This is a genomic window from Neorhizobium sp. SOG26, assembly GCF_003491345.1.
Taxonomy (GTDB): domain Bacteria; phylum Pseudomonadota; class Alphaproteobacteria; order Rhizobiales; family Rhizobiaceae; genus Neorhizobium; species Neorhizobium turbinariae.
On the sequence record NZ_CP025512.1, the window covers coordinates 712146 to 730921 of the forward strand.

Consider the following 18776-nt stretch of genomic DNA (forward strand, 5'->3'; position numbering starts at 1 on the left):
GGGTCCTTTTGGCTGGAGTATTAGGTGAAACGTCCTTCAGTAAGACTATCCTTAATTAGTGCCTTTGCATGCCTTTCTCTTTCCGGTGCGGCTCTTTCAGGCACCGGCATCTACGAAATGTTTGAGCTCGACTCCAAGACCGACACGATTGCGACGGATCTGCTTCCGCGTCTGGCGCAGTCGAAGGACATCGATGCCGCGGTTGCGAGCCTTCGTTTGGCTTATGTCCAGCACATCATCTCTCCGGACAATGCCCTGGCGCTGGAGGCGGAAGCCAAGATCGCCGCTGAGCGCAGCCGCATCGAAAAGGCGGTCGCAGATTCCGAGCGCGTGCTTGGCCCGGGAGATACCCGCCAGGCAGAGCTGCTGAAGGTGATCGGCGAAAACTTCACCAACCTCGTCAAGGCAGGCGACGAAGTCGTCACCCTGTCGCGCAATGGCAGCGAACGTCAGGCAAAGCTCGCCTTCAACCGCGATGTCGAACCCTTTGGCAACCAGATCGCTGAAGCGGCGTTGGCGCTTGTCGCGCTGAATGACGCGAGTGTCGCCAGGTTTGCACAGGAAAGCGAAGAACTGAAGCAGAGCGGCCTGACGATCTTCTACGGTCTCAGCATCTTCACCGCACTCGTCGGCGTGCTTGCCATGGTCTTCGCGGTGCGCGGCATCGCCAACCCGATCCTGCGCATCGATGGCGCCATGCGCCGCCTTGCGCAAGGCGATACCCAGTCCGAAATCCCGTTCACCGGCCGGACCGATGAGGTCGGCTCGATGGCCGGTGCCGTTGAAGTGTTCCGCCAGGCAGCGATTGCCAACAAGCGCCTGGAAGAGGAAGCGGAGGCGGCCCGCCGGCAGGCCGAAGCCGACCGTATCACCGCGCAGCAGCGTGCCGAAGCCGATGCCGCCGAACGCCTGCGGGCGGCAACCTCCGGCCTTGCGGTCGGGCTGCGTCGCCTTGCCGAAGGTGATCTTGCCTTCCAGCTCGAGGAAGCCTTTGCGCCGGATTTCGAAGGCTTGCGCCACGACTTCAACCAGTCCGTCCGCCAGCTCGCGGATACGCTGACGACGATCTCGCACAGCATCCACGGCATGGACAACGGCACCCGCGAGATCTCCACGGGTATCGCTGCGCTTTCGAAGCGCACCGAACAGCAGGCAGCGGCGCTGGAAGAAACCGCAGCGGCGCTCGATGAAATCACCGCCAACGTGACAAGCTCGGCCAAGCGCACGGAAGAAGCCCGCACCATCGCCGTGATGGCAAATGAAAGCGCCGCAAGCTCCACCGAGGTCGTGCATCATGCGGAAGACGCGATGCGCCGCATCGAGGATTCCTCGCAGCAGATCTCCAGCATCATCGGCGTGATCGACGAGATCGCCTTCCAGACGAACCTGCTGGCGCTGAATGCCGGTGTCGAGGCGGCCCGCGCCGGTGATGCAGGCAAGGGCTTTGCCGTTGTCGCACAGGAAGTGCGCGAACTGGCCCAGCGGTCTGCCAAGGCTGCGAAGGAAATCAAGGAGTTGATCCAGAACTCTGCCGGCGAGGTTGAAAACGGCGTCACCCTGGTGCGCAAGACCGGTATCGCGCTCGGCACGATCGGCGGCTTCATCTCCGAGATCAACAAGCACATGGACGCGATCAGCCTTTCGGCACGCGAACAGTCGACCGGCTTGGCGGAAGTCAATTCCGCCGTCAATGCCATGGACCAGACCACCCAGCAGAACGCCGCAATGGTGGAAGAATCGACCGCGGCTGCGGCAACGCTGGCGGCCGAGGCCGAGAAGCTTCGTGACCTCGTGGCGCGGTTCCAGCTCGATGGCATGGCAAGCGGTGCGGTGAGCGCGCTGCGCCACACGGCGTCTGCCATGGCAGCACCGGAAACCTCGCGCACCCGTCGCGCGCAGGCAGCACCGCGTTTTGAAGGCAATGCAGCGGTTGCTGCGCACGACTGGCAGGACTTCTAGGCCAGTCCGTTTGAACTGTCAGGCGGGGGTGTAGGTCAACCGCACCACGTCCCCGCCGACCCTCAGGCTGTCCACGAGGCGCAGCCTCGGCCTCGGGCCGGCAAACAACGGCTGGCCACTGCCCAGCACCTCCGGGTGGATGTAGATCCGATATTCATCCACCAGCCCAAGCTCGCCCAGCGCATTCGCCAGTTCCGGCCCGGCCACCTCCATCTCCCCGTCACGATCCGCCTTCACCTTGCGCACCGCCCCCTCGAGGTCATCTGAAACGAGCGTCGCATTCGGACCCACGGTCTCGAGTGTACGTGACACGACCCATTTTGGCTGGGCGCGCCACGCCTGTGCATATTCCCGCCGTGGTCCATTCCACTCGGCATGCTCGCCGTCCCAGTAGCGCATCGTCTCATACATGCGCCGGCCGTAGATCAGGCCGGAAAGGCCGCTGACATCATCGATAAAGTGCCGGAACAGCGCGGCATCTGGCGGTCCCATTCTCATGTGATCGATGTAACCGTCGAGCGACTGGTTCAGTGCAAAGACCAGCTTTGCCATGGTGCACCCACTCCTCCCGTTGAGCGGCAGGATCGTAGCCCAGCATCCCATCCGCAGCAATGAGAACCAAAAGACCTTTACATGCGGTCCATCTGGACTATGTTCTGCTTAAACCCGAAAGGAGAGCACGTGGAAGTAGCTGCCAAACGACATGATGCCGAGGGCATGACGGCGGTTGCCCTGAAGGCCTTCGGCAACGTGGCGAGCGAATGGCACCTTGCTCTGCATGAGGCGGCGGCACTCGCCGATATGTCCGAGAGCACCTGGAAGCGGGCACGCAAGCCCGGTTACACCGGCGGCCTCGGCAAGGACCAGATGCTCCGGCTCAGCGCCATCATCGGCATCTACAAGGCGCTGAAGCTCTATTTCAGTGAGCCGATCGCAGTGCAATGGATGACGCTTCCGAACAGCGGGCCACTGTTTAACGGCGCCCGCCCGGTTGATACACTCATCGAGGAGGGGCTTCCGCAGTTCCTGCGCGTCCGCAACTACCTCGATGCGCTGCGGGGCGGACAGTGATCGTCACCACACTGCGCGAGCGGGGGCTCGTGCGGCTCATCCCGGCGACCTACCATAAGCCTCCCAGCCTGCGCGGCCTTGTCGACAGCGATGCCGAGCTGGACATCCTGACCGAGATCGAAGGGATGACCAGCGCCCGGCTGACGGCGGAACGCGGCCTCAACCTGCATCTCGACCGTCGCGAACTTGCCTGGAAGCGGCGCAAGCATGACCTGCAGGTCTATGGCAACAGCCACATCAACGCGGCCTTCACATACACGCGCGCCGGCGGCAACCGCTTCAACGACGAAAGCCGTGGCGCCTGGTATTGCAGCTGGGAGACGATGACGTCCGTCGCCGAAGTTGCCTTCCACCGCACCCGCGAGCTTCGGTATATCGGCATCTTCCATGACACCGCCCGCTACGTTGAACTTCTGGCAGATTTCATCGGCGAGTTCGCCGACATCACCGACGAGCAGGGACATCCCTCGCTGAACGCGGATCCGGCTGTCGGCTACCCGCAAGGTCAGGCTCTGGCCGAACGGCTTCGGCGGGAAGAGTTTCCGGGCCTCATCTACCCGTCGGTGCGGCACGAGGGTGGCCGGTGCCTCGTGGCCTTTGATCCGACGGCGATCCGCAACGTGCGGCCGGGGGCCTCCTGGGATTTCGTCTGGGCGGGTTCGGAAGATTTTACCGTGCAGGGCGTCTGAGCCGCCCGCGTCACAAGCTCAAGTTTGCGCATCGGGTCCGACCTCCTCGTTCAGGCCGGACCCGATGCATCCTTTCCTTCAGGTCCGCACGCTGCCCGGTTCGTCCGCGCCCAGGGGCGCCGGAGGTCCGCTCTCACCGGGAGCATCGTGGGAAGATACCTGAGGGTCTGGAATTCCTTCGGGCTGCTTGCCGAAGGCAAGTTTCGCCGCCTTCGTCAGCTCACGGCTGGAAATCCACCAGTCGCTGCTGCTTGTCCAGTAACGAAGCGTAATCGTGGCGCCACCAGCGTCAAAATCCGCCACATAAACCACCGGCGGCGGGTCCCGCAGCACGCGCTTGTCGCGCCCGGCAAGCGCCATCAGCTTGGCTTGCGCGCGGGCAAGATCGTCGGTCGCCTCAATCCGCACGCTGATCTCGTTGCGGCGCGTCGGGCGCCGGCTGTAATTGGTGATCGGCACGTTCCACAGCGTCGAGTTCGGCGCCAGCCGGTAGACGCCGTCGGAGGTTTTCAACTCGGTGGCAAACAGCCCGACATCCACCACGATGCCCTGGATGTTGCCTGTCTCGATCGACTCCCCAACACGAAACGGACGAAGCACGAGAAGCATGATGCCGGCCGCGATATTCTGCAGCGTTCCCTGCAAGGCAAGGCCCACGGCCAGGCCGATCGCGCCGAGTGCCGCGAGAATCGAGGCCGTCTGCACGCCGAACTGGCCGAGCACCATGACGATGACCAGCACCATGATGGCGTAGCGGATGATGTTGGCGAAGAACTGCGAGAGCGTCGCATCGATGCCGTGGATACGCGACAGGCCATTATGCGCCCAGCGGCTGACGAAACGTGAGATCAGCCAGCCCAAGATCAGCAGGATGATCGCACCGATGACGGAGAAAGAGTATTGGACCGCCAATGCGCTCAGCTGCGCAAGTGCTGCGCGCGTCGCAACGACGAAACCTGACGCTTGCTCCATTCGGCCGGCCTTTGGACTGTTCCTGAAGGTCTCGTAATTGGCGCAACCCCACCGGAGGTCAAGGCAATCGGGCGATGTTTTTTGGTTTTCTGTAAGTTGCTGGAATCGCTAGGGATTACGAATCAACTATCGCCCGCAGCGGCAACACGAAAGAGGCGCGTCCATCCGTCTCCGCACCACGTCCGATTGCCTTTACGGCAGCGATCAGCCGGCCGTTGCGGCCGAGAATCTTGTCGCCGAGTTCAATGAGCCGCGGGTTTGGCGTCGCATGCGGCGCCGCCTTGCGCAGGCGTTTGGCAAGTGCCGCATCATCCTCTTCGGGATGAATGGCAAGCACCGAGATGAGTGCAGCGGCCGGTGAGCGCGACACACCCATCCAGCAATGCACGACCATTGGCGTCTGCCCGTCCCAGCCGCGCACGAATTCGATCAGCCGCTCCACATGCGCCGCACTTGGCGCCACCAGATCTCCGGTGCCGGCAAAGGCGATATCGTTCATCGCGAGTTTCAGGTGCCGCTCGGGGCTGATGAGGCCCGGCCGGTGGAAATCCTGTTTTTCGGCGATCAGGCTCACGAGGTGCGTGGCGCCGTGACGGACGGCAGTCTCGGCAATACTGGCAAGCGGGCAGACGATGATCTTGCTCATGCGGGTGTGCCTGCACCGCGCATCGACTCGATCTCGTGGAAACGCGCCAGCATCTTTTCCTGCGCTTCGAGCGCCGGCATGGGCTCGATCGGCAGCATGTCGGCAGAGATACCGCGTGGCTGGCCAAAATATTTCCGTGCTTCGGCAATCGAGAAACCTGCGAGTTCCGTCGCCTCGAAATAGGCGGCGACCGTATCCGCCTTCTTGATCAGCGCCTTCAACTCGCGCGACGGGTGTGGCGGCAGGCCGAACCGCAGGTGGATCGCCGCCTCCAGCCGCTGCTCCACCGCCTTATACCCGCCACCAACGACGGACTTGAACGGCGAGATCATGTCGCCGATTACATATTCCGGTGCGTCATGCAGCAGCGTCATCTGCAAGGCGTCGGGCCCGAAGGCGGGGTTCGTCCGCTTGAAGATCTCCTCCACCACCAGGCAATGCTGCGCAACCGAGAAGGCATGGTCGCCGCGTGTCTGGCCGTTCCAGCGCGCCACGCGCGCCAGCCCATGGGCGATGTCGGAAATCTCCACGTCGAGCGGCGAGGGGTCGAGCAGGTCGAGCCGCCGACCAGACAGCATCCGCTGCCAGGCGCGCGCCGCGACCACTTTTGCTGTGCCCGCCACTGGGGTCACTGTTCGGCCTCTTGCGCATCCGTGGGGAAGGAAAGCTCCGTCCATTCCGGCAGGGAGAGCGTCACAGGCACATCCCCGGCGGTGATCGGCGTGCCTGCCGTGATCGCGTCACCGACCCGATCAATGCGCACGATGGCAAGTGCCTTGTTGCCCGCCACCGAGCCAAGCGTGCCGACAGGCTTGCCGCCGGCAATGATCTCTGTACCGGAGGCGGGAAGGGCGCCTTGGCCGGAGACGAGCGCCACGCGACGGCGGGCGGTGCCACGGTGCTGCATGCGCGACACGACCTCCTGGCCGACATAACATCCCTTGCGGAAGGACAGGCCGTCCGTCTTGTCGAGAAGCACGTCGTGGGGAAAGGCGTCCTGCAGCGCGTAATCGGGGCCCGCGGAGGGAATGCCGCTCTCGACCCTGAGCGTGAGGTACGCGTGTTCCGGCCCGTCCGCGTGTTTTCCGGATTTGCGTGACAACTCCATGCCGGCTTTTGCGAAGGCTGCGTCCTTCACCTCTGCATTACCTGCATCGTCGCCCCAGAACAGGCTGACACCCTGTTCGTCCGCGGTGGTGATCGTGACAGCGGCGCGCAGCTTGTACATGGTCAGACGCCGCACCAGCGCTTCGACCTGCTCGTTATCCGTCTCGACCAGGAAGCCGTCGCCGTCGCGCCAGATGAGGAAGTCAAAGAGGATCTTGCCTTGCGGTGTCAGCAATGCGCCCGGCCGCGCCTGGTTTGGCGGCATCGATTCAACGTCAGTGGTGATCAGGCCCTGCAGGAAATCCTGCGCCTCCGGTCCGGAGACGCGCACGAAGCTTCGGGACGGAAGATAGGCGGAAGGCATGGGAAGAAAATCCGGTTTCTCGATAGCCGAGAGTTAAGACGTCCGGGTGGTCGGGACAAGATGCTTGGCGGGGAGAGGCGACGGAAGCTGACAGCGGGGTCAGTCGCCGCCGGAGAAGAACTTCCACTTGCCGTCCGGCGCAATGCCGAGCCGGAAGAAATTGTAGTTGCCGTTCTCTTCCATGCCGGCGAGGTCACCGGCGGTGACGATGCGAAGCAGGTCGACGCGTTCCGGCGGCGTCAGCGTCTTCAGCGGCTTGCCGGCAAAATACGGCCAGACATATGCCTCGTCCGGTGTGCCGGCGTCGAAACGTGCGGTACCCGTCGACAGGATGTCGAGCATGATGGCCAGCAGTTCCTGGCCTTCCGCATCGCCCGAGAAGTTCTTGAGCGCGTCGATAGGGTCTTCGAACTCGTTGTTCATGACATTGGTCTGCGAGTCGCCGGAGCCGAACAGCGGCCGCAGTCGCTCGATATCGCCGGAGGCGGCGGCTTCGACGATCTGCTCGCGCATCGCCTTCACGGGCGCGGGAAGGGTCGACAGGTCATGGATGATCTCGACGGGGGCGTCATCGGCCTTGGCGGCCGGTTGCTGCGCCGGCTGGGCAGGTGCCTGCGCGTCGCCCGTGCCAGTCTCAGGGGATGGGGCTGCTTCCGTGCCCGATTCAGCTTGCGAGCCGGAGCGATCGATCGCCGGTCCCGGTGATGGCAGCGTGGTGCCCTCGAAGGCCTCGAGGACGAATTCTTCGGCTGGCTCCTGGTGTTCTGCCGATTGATCTTCGAAAGCGGGCGCGATTTGCGAAAGCGCAAAGGCATTGCCTGCCGCAAGCGAAAGCATGCAGGCCATCGCCGTTGCGGCTATCGTCTTCGCCAATGTCGTGGACTGTTTCGTTTCCGCTGCGCCGTGCATGGAAACCTCGCTTGTTATTGCAGCTTCCGCTCCGGAGAGAATTCGCCGGCCAGCATCCGGTCTCTCAGGGAATCCAACAGGGCTTCGGCACCAGTTTCACCATGGATACGAATCGTCTCGCGCATGGCGAGAACGAGCGCGGCATCGGCAATGATTTCCGGCTCGATGCCATCGGCGCGACCGTCTGCCCAGGCTTCGCTCTGATACTCCAATGCAACCTGCATCTTCTCATGCACAATCATGTCGTCGATGTCGTTGCGGCCTGTTTGCATTCTATCGTCCTCGGCGTCGTTTGATTACTAGCCCGTTAAAAACTTTAGCAGCCTTTTATCAAAACGACACGGGCTGCTGCCAAAAGAGGTAAATAATCCTCTAATTTCCAAAGCGCCCGGCAATTTCTGTGGCAAGTGTTGCGCCTTCGTTACGGTAGCGATCTTCGGCCGTGCGCGCCGCGTCCGTGCATGAGGTATGGACGGATGCAAAGGTGCGGTAACCGCGGTTGAAGGCGGCGGTCAGCCGCTCGCGCCGCTTCGGTTCGTTGGCGGTATCAGAATCAAGAAGCTGCTGCATCGACTGGCGCCAATCGGGGGCTGCGGGTGCGCCACACAACCGGCGCAGATAGGTGATCGAGCCGAGCACTTCGGAAAGCCGGATCAGTTGCGCGTCGTAGGGCGCGGGCTTTTCTTCGGCCGGCGCAGCCGGCGGCGGTGGCGGGGGTGTTGCCGTCTTCTGCTTGGAAGACTGCGCGCCTGCAGGCGTCGCCGCTGACAGGGTCAGCAGCGCAATGCAGGTGATGTGGGCAATCTTCTTCATGCAGATGTCCAGGCGGTTGATTCTCTTGTGTTTAGCGGGGTTTGGCGCCTGCCGCCAGTCTCTCGGCGCATTCAAGCACACTGGGTGGAACCGGAAGCGAGCGGATCTCGTCCACGGTGTACCAGCCGGCCTCTGCGGCATCGTCGGCGGCGATCGCCTCCATGTTAATATCCGCCTCTACCCGGAACACCGACAGGAAGAAGTGCTGCCCGCCAGCCTTCTCGCTCTTCAGGTCATAGGTCGCAAACAGGGTGGGGCTGTGCGCCTGGATCCCGGTTTCCTCGAAGAGCTCCCGCAACGCCGTTTCCGCCGCCGTTTCGCCGGGCTCCGCGCGCCCTCCCGGAAAGGCAAACAGATCCGCCGATGGCGGGTTGATGCGCCGGACCAGCAGGAACCGCCCATCCCGTTCCAGGATGGCGGACGACGCAGCTTGTGGCGCGGGCATGGGTGGGGCCATTACTGACCTCAAGCCGCGCTGAGCGTGGGGATGCCGCTCACATCGACCTCGCGCTCCGCATGCCACGCATCGTATGCTGCCTGCATCCGCAACCAGACGGACGCACCGTCGCCGAACATCTTGCCGAGCCGTGCCGCGACATTCGGGGAAACGGGTTTGCGCTCGCGAAGGATGTCGTAGAGTTGCTGGCGGGAAATGCCGAGAAGCTCCGCGATCTCCATCTTGGTCTTGCCCGTGGCGGCAATGATTTCTTCCAGCAGCGCGCCGGGATGCGACGGGCATCGTTGGATCGGTCGTCTCACCTCAAACTCTTCCAACCAAACCTCCTTCATTCAGCCTGCTAATGGTATTGCTCGAAATCGACGCGCGTCGTATCCGTTCCGTCGAACTCGAACGTGATGCACCACGGCCCATTCACGTGAACGGTGTAGCGTTGCGGGTCGAAGCCGTGCAGTGCGTGGAAATCGAAACCCGGCAGATTCATATCCTCCGGCCTTTCAGCGACATCGAGACGGTCGAGCCGCGTCAGGATGCGCTTGTGCATCTTGACATCGATCTTGCCGGATTTGCCGGTTTCAAACAGGGCGGCAAGCGCCTTGCTTCGGAAGGATCTGATCATGTTGGATGTAAGCATTCAGCTTACATCACGTCAACCTGCTTTCGATGCGGAGCGGCGGAATTTCGATCGCGGAGATGAATCGCATTGCATCCGCTGAGCGGTTTCTGCTCAAGTACCGCCACATGAAAACCTACGCGCTCTACGCCATTGCCGCACTTGCCGAAATCGCCGGCTGTTACGCCTTCTGGGCGTGGTTCAGGCTTGGCCGCTCCGTCTGGTGGCTTGCGCCGGGAATGCTGTCGCTGGTGGTCTTCGCCTGGATGCTGGCATTGGTGCCGAGCGATGCTGCGGGGCGGACCTTCGCCGCTTATGGCGCGATTTATATCTTCGCCTCGGTTCTGTGGCTCTGGGCGGTCGAGGCGCGGGTGCCGGATCGCTGGGATATCCTGGGCGCAGCAGTGTGCCTCGTCGGCGGCGCGATTATCCTGTTCGGGCCGCGGACCGCCTGACCCTCCTTGCTTGACCCTCATCGGGCGCGATGCCATCTCTGGGCCATGTGTGGACGTTATGCGCTGACGGCTGATTCCGACGAAGTCTACGAGTTCATGAACGCGCTGGGCGAGGGTGCTTTCCCGGCGCGCTACAACATCGCGCCGACCCAGCCGATCCTGATCGTCGTCTCGTCCGAGCGTCGACAGCCGGGCAGTAACCTGCCGGAGCGCCAAGCGGCGCTTGCCCGTTGGGGCTTCCTGCCGGGCTGGGTGAAGGATCCCAAGGATTTTCCGCTGCTGTTCAACGCGCGGGCGGAAACGGCCATCGGCAAGGCCTCGTTCCGGGCGGCCATGCGGCATCGCCGCGTGCTGGTGCCGGCGAGCGGCTTTTACGAATGGCGCCGCCCGCCGAAGGAAAGCGATGCCAAGCCGCAGGCCTACTGGGTCCGGCCAAAGCGTGGCGGCATCATTGCCTTTGCCGGGCTGATGGAAACCTGGTCGTCGGCCGATGGCTCGGAAGTGGATACAGCCGCCATCATGACCACCAAGGCCAACAAGACGATGCGGCAGATCCATGAGCGCATGCCGGTGGTCATCCAGCCGGAGGATTTCGAGCGCTGGCTGGAGTGCAAGACGCAGGAGCCGCGCGAGGTGGCGCATCTGATGCAGCCTGTGGAGGAAGATTTCTTCGAGGCGGTGCCGGTGTCGGACCTCGTCAACAAGGTCTCCAACATGGGGCCGGAGTTGCAGAAGCCGGTACCGGTGGCAGAGCCGGTGGAGCCCTTTGCCGCAAAGGCGAAAGCGGATTCGCGCCAGATGTCACTGTTCTGAAAGCCGCGTGCCGCGGCTGGGCAGATTGAACCGCTGATGAGCGGCTGGTTGCGAACTGGCGCCTGGGGTAAAAACTCAGCCGGCGGGGTTGAGCTTGGGCGTGCGCTTCAGCATCAGCGCTGCCGCAACGACGGCCTTCAGTCCGAGCGGACGGTAAGGCGTGGTGAGTTCAGTCTTCGTTTCGGCCGTCTTGCTGGTCTTCTCGCTGCTCATCGATCTCTCCTCTCGCACGCGATTCATGGTCTGCTCCGCGCTTTCCGCAGCAAAACCGGCGGAATCGTGACGGGCAGGCGCTGTTTGGCACCTGCCCGTTCTAGGAGCTTCATCTTGTCGCAGACTGTTGCGGGAAAGATGCAGGATATGGGGCCGGGAGCCTCCGCCTTCACACGTTGGTGTGCTCGTCCTCGATGGTGATCGTGCCGTAGCGGCGATGCCAGGCGCGGGCGCTGAACGGAAGGATGCAGAGATAGGCAACCACCGTCACCGACAGCACCTCCCAGGTGTAGCTCATCAACAGGGCGACATAGAGCACGGCGACAAGCAGGGCCGGCAGCATCAGGTCGCGGCGCAGGCTGCCGGACTTGCCGGACCAGACTGGCAGGCGCGAGATCAGCAGGTAGCCGATCAGCAGCGTGTAGAGCACGCTGCCATAAACGAAGATGCCCGACGGCTCGACGCCGAGGAAGCCGAGATAAACCGGCAGCATGACGAGAAGTGCACCCATGGGCGCCGGCACGCCTACGAAGAATTCCGACTGCCACGGTGCCTTGACGTCGCGCTCCGCCATCACATTGAAGCGGGCGAGCCGCAAGCCCGCTGCGATCGCGTACAGCAGGCAGGCGATCCAGCCAAGCGAGTGGGCGCCATCGAGCAGGAACGCGTAAGAGACGAGAGCCGGCGCAACACCGAAGTTGATGATGTCGGCCAGCGAATCCATCTGCACGCCGAAGTTCGACGTGGCTTTCAGGAGCCGCGCCACCCGGCCATCGATGCCGTCCAGAAATGCTGCGAGCAGCACCATGGAGACCGCCAGCTCGAAGCGCCCTTCGAAGGCCAGCCGGATGCCTGTCAGGCCGGCACAAATGGCCAAGACGGTGATCAGGTTCGGCACCATCAGGCGCAGCGGGATCTCGCGGAAGCGCGGCCCGCGGGCAATGTCATTCGACTTTTGCGCGCTGTGATGTGGCTGCGGCTCGGGCGAGGGCGAGGCTGGCGTCTCCATGACTGTCGGTCTCTCCTTAGGTGCGTCGGCTGATCACCGGCCCCTTGGCCGAATTGAATTCTGCAAGAACGGTTTCGCCGCCGATCGCCTTTTGGCCAACCGTCACGCGCGGCTGCCCGCCTGCCGGCACGAAGACATCCAGGCGCGAGCCAAAGCGGATCAGGCCGAAACGTTCGCCGGCGCTCAAGGGTTCGGTCGGTTTTACCCAGCAGACGATGCGGCGTGCGACGAGGCCGGCGATCTGCACGACGCCCACCTTGCCGTGGATGCTTTCGATCACGAGGCCGTTGCGCTCATTGTCTTCGGAGGCCTTGTCTAGTTCGGCATTCACGAACTGGCCGGCGCGATACTCGATATGCGTCACCTGTCCGCGCACCGGCGATCGGTTGATGTGGCAGTCGAAGACGTTCATAAAAACCGAGATGCGCAGCATCGGCTCGGTACCGAGCATCAGTTCGGCCGGCGGAACCACCATCGCGACATGGCTGACACGGCCGTCGGCGGGGCTCAGGATCAGGTCGTCATCCTGCGGCACGGCGCGCTCGGGGTCGCGGAAGAAATAGGCGCACCACAGGGTCAACACAATGCCGATCCAGAACAGCGGCTCGGCGATATAGCCCAGGATCAACGAGACGATGAAGAAGGCGGCCACAAAGACATAACCTTCCTTGTGGATCGGCACGAGCGTATTGCGGATGGTGTCGAAGAGGTTGTTCAACGTTTTCTCCCGTAAGGTCAGGGTGACCTGACTACAAGGAAAGTGTTTTTGCGGCAATGAGGTTCCAGCGAAGCGGGTAGCGCCGAATGACGCAGGTTGAACGACCTCTGTGGCTTCCCTCAGCCTCTACGATGCCGGAAGCTCCAGCCCCTGCGCCGCATTGATGGAGGACACGAACTGCCGGGTCCGCTCATGCGCCGGGCGCGTGAAGATCGCTTCCGCGCTACCGGTCTCGACGATCTGACCGGCCTCGAGGAACACCACGTGGTTGGCGATCCGCGATGCCAGGCGAAGGTCGTGGGTCGCCATCACCATGGTCGTGCCTTCGCTCGCCAACTTGCCGAGAACCTCGACCACTTCCGCCGACAGTTCCGGGTCAAGTGCCGAGGTAGGCTCGTCGCAAAGCAGCACGCGGGGCGAGGGCGCCAGCGCCCGGGCAATTGCCACGCGCTGCTGCTGTCCGCCCGACAGTGTCGCGGGCCAGGCATCGGCCTTGTGGGCCATGCCGACCTTGGTGAGCAGTTCCATCGCCCGCTCGCGCGCCTTCTCACGCGGCCACCTCAGCACCGTCAGCAGGCTTTCCATGACGTTCTCGATGGCGCTGCGATGCGGGAAAAGCTGGAAGTTCTGGAACACCATGCCGGTTTGGCGGCGGATCGCCTGTATATCCTGCCATGCCGGCTTCTTCCCGGCAGAGAAGTCGAACCTAGCCTCGCCGATCTGCACCGTGCCCGCGCTTGGGATCTCAAGCAGGTTGATGCAGCGAAGCAGCGTGCTCTTGCCGCCGCCGGACGGGCCGACCAGCGCCGTCACGCTGCCTTCGGGGAACCTCAGGCTGATATCCTTCAGGATCACCGCATCGCCGAAGCGTTTTTCGATATGCGAAAGCTCGATCATCGGTTGGCCTCCATCATGCCGCCGTATCGGGCAAACCGCTTTTCAAGCTTGCTTTGCAGCGCCGACAGCACCGAGCTCAGCACGAGGTAGATCAACGCCGCCTCAATATACAGGATCAGCGGTTCATAGGTGGTCGCGACGATCCGCTGGGCGGCCTGGAAGAGTTCCGGCACGGTGATGGCGGCCGCAAGCGAGGTGTCCTTCACCAGCGAAATGAAGGTGTTGGAAAGCGGCGGCACGGCGACGCGCGCCGCCTGCGGCAGGATGGTGCGGCTCATCGCCTGGCGCCAGTTCATGCCGATCGAATAGGCCGCTTCCCACTGCCCCTTGGGAACGGACGAAATGACGGCACGGATGATCTCGGAACTATAGGCGCCGATGTTGAGCGTGAAGCCGATCAGCGCCGCCGGAAAGGCATCGAGCAGGATGCCGATGCTGGGCAGGCCGTAGAAGATCACGAAGAGCTGCACGAGGAGCGGTGTGCCGCGGATGACCCAGACATAGAAGCGGGCGATCAGCGCGAAGGGCAGGGGCGCGAAAAGCCGCGTCACGGCGGTGATCAGTCCGAGGATCAGCCCGAAGAAAAACGACAGCAGCGTCAGCGGGACGGTGAACTTGATCCCCGCCCAGAGAAGCGTCGGCAGCGAGTCCGACATGAGTTGAAGCCAATGCGGCACGGCGCTTTTCTCGTCTTTCGGCTGTGGATTTTACCCTCGCCCTAACCCTCTTTCCGTGACCGGGGAGAGGGGACTGGGCGCTTGAAACTTGCGTCCTTCGCCCCGGGAGCGGGGAGAAGGTGCCGGCAGGCGGATGAGGGGCGCCAGGTCATGCCGCCCCTCGGATCAGTCAAATGCAACCTTACTTCGAGACATCCTGCCCAAAGTATTTCTGCGAGATCTTGTCGTAGGTGCCGTCGGCGCGGATTTCGGCAAGAGCCTTGTTGATCGCTTCCACGAGCTCCGGGTCACCCTTGCGCACGATGATGCCGGAATGTTCGGCATCGGCCTGTTCGGCAGCGATCTTCACCGGCGCATCCGGCTTCTGCTTCTTGAAGTCGTAGAAGGACAGGCTGTCGTTGATCGTGGCGTCGGCGCGGCGCGTCAGCACCAGCTGGATCGACTGGTCGAAGCCGTCGGTAGCAACAAGTTCGGCGCCAGACTGTTCAGCAAGCTTGCCGTAGTTGCTGGTGAGCGACTGGGCGGCCTTCTTGCCCTTCAGGTCCTCGAAGCTCTTGATCTCCTCGTCGTTGGCGCGGACGATCAGCACGGCTTTCGAAGCGATGTAAGGGTCGGAGAAGTCATACTTCTGCTTGCGGGCTTCGGTGATGCCGACCTGGTTGATGACGGCGTCGTAGCGCTTGGAATCGATGCCGGCGATCAGGCCGTCCCACTTGCCTTCGATGAACTCGGCCTTGACGCCGAGCTTTTCGGCAACCGCTTCGCCGATCTCCACGTCGAAGCCGACGAGCTTGCCGCTCTGGTCATGGAAGGTGAAGGGCGCATAGGTGCCTTCGGTGCCGATCTTGAAGACGCCGGCCTGCTGGATGGCCGTCAGGTTCTCGCCGGCAAGGGAGGGAAGGGTGGCCGCAACCTGGATCAAGGCCGCGATGGCGATGGTTTTCAGACGGATCATTGTCTTGTCCTTTCAGCAATCTGTGCTGGCGCTTGTTTCGCAGAAAATAGGCGCGGACGATTGGAAGGAAACCGCAAAGAAAACGAGCAGGCGCAAATATTTTGCTCAAAAGGAACAGCCGGCGGGCAAGGGCACCCGCCGGCTGTCTTGAAGGTTGCTTAACGCCAGCCGAGGCCGGGCGCGACGTGCTTCAGGATGCTTTCAATGACATGGGTGTTGTAGTCCACGCCGAGCTGGTTCGGCACGGTCAGAAGCAGGGTATCGGCTTCGGCGATGCCTTCATCGGCCTTCAACTGCTCGATCAGCTTGTCCGGTTCTGCCGCGTAAGAGCGTCCGAAGATCGCCTCCGTCTGCGCGTCGATGAAGCCGATGGAATCGCGGCTTTCGCCGCTCCCGCCGAAATAGGCGCGGTCCATGTCGTTGGTCAGTGCAAAGATGCTGCGGCTCACAGACACCCGCGGCGTGCGCTGGTGGCCGGCTTCTTTCCACGCCTCGCGGAAGATGCGGATTTGCTTGGCCTGCTGCACATGGAAGGGCTCGCCCGTTTCATTGTCCTTGAGCGTCGAGCTTTGCAGGTTCATGCCGAGCTTGGCGGCCCAGACCGCGGTGGCGTTCGAGCCGGAACCCCACCAGATGCGGTCGCGCAGGCCTTCCGAATGCGGCTCGAGGCGCAGCATGCCGGGCGGGTTCGGAAACATCGGCCGCGGATTGGGCTTGGCAAAACCCTGGCCGCGCAGCACGTCGAAGAAAACTTCCGCATGCCGCCGGCCCATGTCCGCATCCGTTTCGCCTTCCGCCGGTGCGTAGCCGAAATAACGGAAGCCATCGATCACCTGTTCGGGCGAGCCGCGGCTGATGCCAAGCTGCAGCCGCCCGCCGGAAATGAGGTCCGCCGCACCGGCGTCTTCGGCCATGTAAAGCGGGTTCTCATAGCGCATGTCGATGACGGCGGTGCCGATCTCGATCTTTTTCGTCCGCGCGCCGACGGCGGCAAGTAGCGGGAAGGGCGAGGCGAGCTGGCGGGCAAAATGGTGGACGCGGAAATAAGCGCCATCCGCGCCGAGCTCTTCAGCCGCGACCGCAAGGTCGATCGATTGAAGCAGCACGTCGGAGGCCGAACGCGCACCTGACTGCGGCGATGGGTTCCAGTGCCCGAAGGAAAGAAAGCCAATCTTTTTCATGGTGTTAACTTTCGAACTTCTTGTATCTAAGGTTGCACCTTAAGTGGCACGCCCCGCACTGGTTTCACAGTTGCCGGAGTGTGAACGCTGCGTCGCCGTCAGCGCGCCGCCTGCGGATCGACCCAGCCCATCCATGTCGTAAACGCTAGCAGCGGCGAGCCCCAGAAGAGCAGGATCAGCAGGTAGGCCGCGGCGACGCCGAGCAGGACGAGTGTCCGCAGTTGCCGGTTCTTTCGCAATTGCATTTTCTTTTCCTTCTCGGGCTGCATCATTCGGCAGCCGGCTTGCCGCGGGTGACGATACCGAGATCGTCGCTTTCGCGCACCTTGCGCAATTGTTCTTCCGCCTGCGTTGCCTCGCGCTGGCGGTTCCACATCGAGGCGTAGAGCCCGTTCTGGTCAAGCAGCGAGGCATGCGTGCCGCGTTCGGCAATATGCCCGTCGCGCAGCACGATGATCTCATCGGCATTGATGACGGTGGACAGCCGGTGGGCAATCACCAGCGTCGTGCGGTTTTTCGAGACCTGGTCTAGCGCCGACTGGATCTCGTGTTCCGTCGTCGTGTCGAGCGCCGACGTCGCCTCGTCGAGAATGAGGATCGGCGGCGCCTTCAGCACCGTGCGGGCAATCGCAACACGCTGCTTTTCACCGCCCGAGAGCTTCAGGCCGCGCTCGCCGACCTTCGTCTGGAAACCGTCCGGCAGGGTTTGGATGAAATGGCCGATCTGGGCGATTTCGGCTGCCGCAAACAATTCCTCGTCGGTCGCGGATGGTCGCCCGTAACGGATGTTGTAGGCAACCGTGTCGTTGAACAGCACCGTATCCTGCGGCACCATGCCGATCACCGCGCGCAGGCTCTTCTGCGTCACGTCGCGCACGTCCTGCCCGTCGATGGTGATCGAGCCCTGCTGGATGTCGTAGAAGCGGTAGAGAAGGCGCGAGATGGTGGACTTGCCGGCACCCGAGGGGCCGACGATTGCCACCGTCTTGCCGGCCGGCACTTCAAACGAGATGCCCCGCAGGATCGGCCGCGCCGGATCATAAGCGAAATGGACATCCTTGAAGGCAATGGCGCCCTGGCCAATCGCCAGTTCCCTGGCGCCCGGCTTGTCGACCACTTCCGGATCGACCTCCAGGAGGTCGAACATCTGCTCGATGTCGGTGAGGCCCTGGCGGATTTCGCGATAAACAAAGCCGATGAAGTTGAGGGGCACGGATAGCTGCATCAACAGCGCGTTGATGAACACGAAGTCGCCGATCGTCTGTTCGCCGCGCTGCACGGCAAGCGCCGACATCACCATCATCACCGTCGTGCCTAGCCCGAAGATGACGCCCTGGCCGAAGTTCAGCCAGCCGAGCGAGGTCCACACGCTGGTCGCGGCCTTCTCATAACGCGCCATGGAGGCATCGAAGCGCTTCGCCTCCATCTCCTCGTTGCCGAAATACTTGACCGTCTCGAAGTTGAGGAGCGAGTCGATCGCCTTGGTATTGGCGTCGGTATCGCTGTCGTTCATCGAACGGCGAATGGAGATGCGCCAGTCGCTCGCCTTGATGGTGAACCAGATATAGAGCCAGACGGTGACGGCGGTGATGAGCACGTACCAGAAGCCGTAGGCCACCCAGAAGATGATGGCGGTGAGCAAGAACTCGAGGATCGTCGGCACGCTGTTGAGGATCGTGAAGCGCACGATCGTTTCGATGCCCTTGGTGCCGCGTTCGATGATGCGCGACAGGCCGCCGGTCTTGCGCTCCAGGTGGAAGCGCAAGGACAGTTGATGCATGTGCACGAAGGTGCGGTGGGCGAGCTGGCGCACCGCATATTGTCCGACGGACGCAAAGAGCGCATCGCGCAACTGGTTGAGGCCAAGCTGCAGCACCCGCGTGAAATTATAGGCGATGACCAGCACCACGGCGCCGAGCAGGAAGGCCGGCAGCAGGCCCGCCATGTCGAGCTTGCCATTCAGCGCATCGGTCGCCCACTTGAAGAAATAGGGAACCGCAAGCAGCACGAACTTGGCCAGCACCAGGAAGAAGGTCGCCCACAACACGCGCGCCTTGAGGTCGCCACGCCCATGCGGCCACATATAGGGCCACAGGTTGACCAGCGTTCCGAGCGGATTGCTCGCGTCCGCCGAAACGGTCTTCTTTTTTGATGCCATGATTGTCTCCGGGCGGATGCGGTGCCAACGCCACCCGGCACATAAGGCCTTGCCGCGTCGGTTGCAATGAGGACGGGAACATCGGGCGGGCATCCGGGAG

The 18776-nt window shown here is 62.7% G+C and carries 25 protein-coding genes; 5 read left to right on the plus strand and 20 right to left on the minus strand.

Annotated elements, in window-relative coordinates:
• The first annotated feature begins 24 nt into the window (after positions 1-24).
• Positions 25-1959 (plus strand): methyl-accepting chemotaxis protein, encoded by a 1935-nt coding sequence (locus tag CYG48_RS03505; RefSeq protein WP_118849103.1) that lies wholly within the window; start codon positions 25-27, stop codon positions 1957-1959.
• 18 nt (positions 1960-1977) lie between these two features.
• Here the strand turns inward: CYG48_RS03505 and CYG48_RS03510 are convergent, their stop codons facing one another.
• Positions 1978-2511: a dihydrofolate reductase family protein gene (locus CYG48_RS03510; protein ID WP_118849104.1), complete on the minus strand. Its 534-nt coding sequence runs from the start codon at positions 2509-2511 to the stop codon at positions 1978-1980.
• A 129-nt stretch (positions 2512-2640) separates the two neighbouring features.
• Here CYG48_RS03510 and CYG48_RS03515 point away from each other — a divergent pair, with 129 nt between their 5' ends.
• Together CYG48_RS03515 and CYG48_RS03520 are read left to right on the plus strand one after the other, a co-directional pair.
• Positions 2641-3030, plus strand: a complete 390-nt coding sequence (locus tag CYG48_RS03515; protein WP_199925202.1) for an MbcA/ParS/Xre antitoxin family protein — start codon at positions 2641-2643, stop codon at positions 3028-3030.
• On the plus strand, positions 3027-3719 hold the full coding sequence (locus CYG48_RS03520) for an RES family NAD+ phosphorylase (protein WP_118849106.1): 693 nt from the start codon (positions 3027-3029) through the stop codon (positions 3717-3719). Before CYG48_RS03515 ends, CYG48_RS03520 begins: the two co-directional genes overlap by 4 nt.
• Before the next feature lie 78 nt (positions 3720-3797).
• Here CYG48_RS03520 and CYG48_RS03525 read toward each other — a convergent pair whose 3' ends face one another.
• The 10 genes from CYG48_RS03525 to CYG48_RS03570 all read right to left on the minus strand — a co-directional run bounded on the left by CYG48_RS03525 (position 3798) and on the right by CYG48_RS03570 (position 9606).
• Entirely contained in the window at positions 3798-4691 is an 894-nt protein-coding gene (locus CYG48_RS03525) for a mechanosensitive ion channel family protein (protein ID WP_118849107.1), read from the minus strand.
• Between the two features lie 115 nt (positions 4692-4806).
• Positions 4807-5337 carry a tyrosine phosphatase family protein gene (locus CYG48_RS03530; protein ID WP_118849108.1) on the minus strand — a complete coding sequence of 177 codons (531 nt, stop codon included), beginning with the start codon at positions 5335-5337 and terminating at the stop codon, positions 4807-4809.
• Positions 5334-5915 carry a YfbR-like 5'-deoxynucleotidase gene (locus CYG48_RS03535; protein WP_245450536.1) on the minus strand — a complete coding sequence of 194 codons (582 nt, stop codon included), beginning with the start codon at positions 5913-5915 and terminating at the stop codon, positions 5334-5336. Before CYG48_RS03535 ends, CYG48_RS03530 begins: the two co-directional genes overlap by 4 nt.
• Before the next feature lie 50 nt (positions 5916-5965).
• On the minus strand, positions 5966-6808 hold the full coding sequence (gene ygfZ / locus CYG48_RS03540; protein WP_118849110.1) for a CAF17-like 4Fe-4S cluster assembly/insertion protein YgfZ: 843 nt from the start codon (positions 6806-6808) through the stop codon (positions 5966-5968).
• A gap of 99 nt (positions 6809-6907) precedes the next feature.
• Positions 6908-7717, minus strand: a complete 810-nt coding sequence (locus CYG48_RS03545) for a hypothetical protein (RefSeq protein WP_118849111.1) — start codon at positions 7715-7717, stop codon at positions 6908-6910.
• A 14-nt stretch (positions 7718-7731) separates the two neighbouring features.
• Positions 7732-7989, minus strand: a complete 258-nt coding sequence (locus tag CYG48_RS03550) for a hypothetical protein (RefSeq protein ID WP_118849112.1) — start codon at positions 7987-7989, stop codon at positions 7732-7734.
• 100 nt (positions 7990-8089) lie between these two features.
• Positions 8090-8530, minus strand: a complete 441-nt coding sequence (locus CYG48_RS03555) for a TIGR02301 family protein (protein ID WP_118849113.1) — start codon at positions 8528-8530, stop codon at positions 8090-8092.
• Between the two features lie 31 nt (positions 8531-8561).
• Positions 8562-8987, minus strand: a complete 426-nt coding sequence (locus tag CYG48_RS03560; protein WP_245450405.1) for an NUDIX hydrolase — start codon at positions 8985-8987, stop codon at positions 8562-8564.
• A gap of 8 nt (positions 8988-8995) precedes the next feature.
• On the minus strand, positions 8996-9319 hold the full coding sequence (locus CYG48_RS03565; protein ID WP_118849114.1) for a HigA family addiction module antitoxin: 324 nt from the start codon (positions 9317-9319) through the stop codon (positions 8996-8998).
• 8 nt (positions 9320-9327) lie between these two features.
• Positions 9328-9606 (minus strand): type II toxin-antitoxin system RelE/ParE family toxin, encoded by a 279-nt coding sequence (locus CYG48_RS03570; RefSeq protein WP_118851481.1) that lies wholly within the window; start codon positions 9604-9606, stop codon positions 9328-9330.
• Positions 9607-9728: 122 nt separating this feature from the next.
• Here CYG48_RS03570 and CYG48_RS03575 point away from each other — a divergent pair, with 122 nt between their 5' ends.
• Positions 9729-10055: a YnfA family protein gene (locus CYG48_RS03575; protein WP_118851482.1), complete on the plus strand. Its 327-nt coding sequence runs from the start codon at positions 9729-9731 to the stop codon at positions 10053-10055.
• 45 nt (positions 10056-10100) lie between these two features.
• Entirely contained in the window at positions 10101-10868 is a 768-nt protein-coding gene (locus CYG48_RS03580; protein ID WP_118849115.1) for an SOS response-associated peptidase, read from the plus strand.
• Positions 10869-10943: 75 nt separating this feature from the next.
• On the opposite strand, the gene CYG48_RS22380 is transcribed toward CYG48_RS03580, so the two are convergent.
• From CYG48_RS22380 to CYG48_RS03615, 9 genes are all read right to left on the minus strand, one after another.
• A complete protein-coding gene (locus CYG48_RS22380) occupies positions 10944-11081 on the minus strand; it encodes a hypothetical protein (RefSeq protein ID WP_199925203.1) in 138 nt (45 codons plus the stop codon).
• Positions 11082-11250: 169 nt separating this feature from the next.
• Complete coding sequence (locus CYG48_RS03585) at positions 11251-12090, minus strand: CDP-alcohol phosphatidyltransferase family protein (RefSeq protein WP_118849116.1); 840 nt, start codon at positions 12088-12090, stop codon at positions 11251-11253.
• Positions 12091-12106: 16 nt separating this feature from the next.
• Positions 12107-12808, minus strand: a complete 702-nt coding sequence (locus CYG48_RS03590; RefSeq protein WP_118849117.1) for a phosphatidylserine decarboxylase — start codon at positions 12806-12808, stop codon at positions 12107-12109.
• A gap of 126 nt (positions 12809-12934) precedes the next feature.
• The gene (locus CYG48_RS03595) at positions 12935-13705 is read right to left on the minus strand and encodes an amino acid ABC transporter ATP-binding protein (RefSeq protein WP_118849118.1); all 771 of its coding nucleotides are present in this window, start codon (positions 13703-13705) and stop codon (positions 12935-12937) included.
• Positions 13702-14382 (minus strand): ABC transporter permease subunit, encoded by a 681-nt coding sequence (locus tag CYG48_RS03600; protein ID WP_118849119.1) that lies wholly within the window; start codon positions 14380-14382, stop codon positions 13702-13704. The genes CYG48_RS03595 and CYG48_RS03600 overlap by 4 nt, the downstream gene beginning before the upstream one ends.
• A 181-nt stretch (positions 14383-14563) precedes the next feature.
• Positions 14564-15337: an amino acid ABC transporter substrate-binding protein gene (locus CYG48_RS03605; RefSeq protein WP_118849120.1), complete on the minus strand. Its 774-nt coding sequence runs from the start codon at positions 15335-15337 to the stop codon at positions 14564-14566.
• A gap of 158 nt (positions 15338-15495) precedes the next feature.
• On the minus strand, positions 15496-16518 hold the full coding sequence (locus CYG48_RS03610; protein WP_118849121.1) for an LLM class flavin-dependent oxidoreductase: 1023 nt from the start codon (positions 16516-16518) through the stop codon (positions 15496-15498).
• Positions 16519-16616: 98 nt separating this feature from the next.
• Positions 16617-16763, minus strand: coding sequence for a hypothetical protein (locus CYG48_RS22385; protein ID WP_199925204.1), 147 nt, complete (start codon positions 16761-16763; stop codon positions 16617-16619).
• A gap of 23 nt (positions 16764-16786) precedes the next feature.
• Positions 16787-18676, minus strand: a complete 1890-nt coding sequence (locus CYG48_RS03615; RefSeq protein WP_118849122.1) for an ABCB family ABC transporter ATP-binding protein/permease — start codon at positions 18674-18676, stop codon at positions 16787-16789.
• Positions 18677-18776: the final 100 nt, after the last annotated feature.

Excerpts from the sequence above, each read along its gene's own strand:
- CYG48_RS03510 (WP_118849104.1), bottom strand. The coding sequence starts at position 2,511 with ATGGCAAAGCTGGTCTTTGCACTGAACCAGTCGCTCGACGGTTACATC.
- CYG48_RS03525 (WP_118849107.1), bottom strand. The coding sequence starts at position 4,691 with ATGGAGCAAGCGTCAGGTTTCGTCGTTGCGACGCGCGCAGCACTTGCG.
- CYG48_RS03530 (WP_118849108.1), bottom strand. The coding sequence starts at position 5,337 with ATGAGCAAGATCATCGTCTGCCCGCTTGCCAGTATTGCCGAGACTGCC.
- CYG48_RS03535 (WP_245450536.1), bottom strand. The coding sequence starts at position 5,915 with ATGCTGTCTGGTCGGCGGCTCGACCTGCTCGACCCCTCGCCGCTCGAC.
- ygfZ (WP_118849110.1), bottom strand. The coding sequence starts at position 6,808 with ATGCCTTCCGCCTATCTTCCGTCCCGAAGCTTCGTGCGCGTCTCCGGA.
- CYG48_RS03545 (WP_118849111.1), bottom strand. The coding sequence starts at position 7,717 with ATGCACGGCGCAGCGGAAACGAAACAGTCCACGACATTGGCGAAGACG.
- CYG48_RS03550 (WP_118849112.1), bottom strand. The coding sequence starts at position 7,989 with ATGCAAACAGGCCGCAACGACATCGACGACATGATTGTGCATGAGAAG.
- CYG48_RS03555 (WP_118849113.1), bottom strand. The coding sequence starts at position 8,530 with ATGAAGAAGATTGCCCACATCACCTGCATTGCGCTGCTGACCCTGTCA.
- CYG48_RS03560 (WP_245450405.1), bottom strand. The coding sequence starts at position 8,987 with ATGGCCCCACCCATGCCCGCGCCACAAGCTGCGTCGTCCGCCATCCTG.
- CYG48_RS03565 (WP_118849114.1), bottom strand. The coding sequence starts at position 9,319 with ATGAAGGAGGTTTGGTTGGAAGAGTTTGAGGTGAGACGACCGATCCAA.
- CYG48_RS03570 (WP_118851481.1), bottom strand. The coding sequence starts at position 9,606 with ATGATCAGATCCTTCCGAAGCAAGGCGCTTGCCGCCCTGTTTGAAACC.
- CYG48_RS03575 (WP_118851482.1), top strand. The coding sequence starts at position 9,729 with ATGAAAACCTACGCGCTCTACGCCATTGCCGCACTTGCCGAAATCGCC.
- CYG48_RS03580 (WP_118849115.1), top strand. The coding sequence starts at position 10,101 with ATGTGTGGACGTTATGCGCTGACGGCTGATTCCGACGAAGTCTACGAG.
- CYG48_RS22380 (WP_199925203.1), bottom strand. The coding sequence starts at position 11,081 with ATGAGCAGCGAGAAGACCAGCAAGACGGCCGAAACGAAGACTGAACTC.
- CYG48_RS03585 (WP_118849116.1), bottom strand. The coding sequence starts at position 12,090 with ATGGAGACGCCAGCCTCGCCCTCGCCCGAGCCGCAGCCACATCACAGC.
- CYG48_RS03595 (WP_118849118.1), bottom strand. The coding sequence starts at position 13,705 with ATGATCGAGCTTTCGCATATCGAAAAACGCTTCGGCGATGCGGTGATC.
- CYG48_RS03605 (WP_118849120.1), bottom strand. The coding sequence starts at position 15,337 with ATGATCCGTCTGAAAACCATCGCCATCGCGGCCTTGATCCAGGTTGCG.
- CYG48_RS03610 (WP_118849121.1), bottom strand. The coding sequence starts at position 16,518 with ATGAAAAAGATTGGCTTTCTTTCCTTCGGGCACTGGAACCCATCGCCG.
- CYG48_RS22385 (WP_199925204.1), bottom strand. The coding sequence starts at position 16,763 with ATGCAATTGCGAAAGAACCGGCAACTGCGGACACTCGTCCTGCTCGGC.
- CYG48_RS03615 (WP_118849122.1), bottom strand. The coding sequence starts at position 18,676 with ATGGCATCAAAAAAGAAGACCGTTTCGGCGGACGCGAGCAATCCGCTC.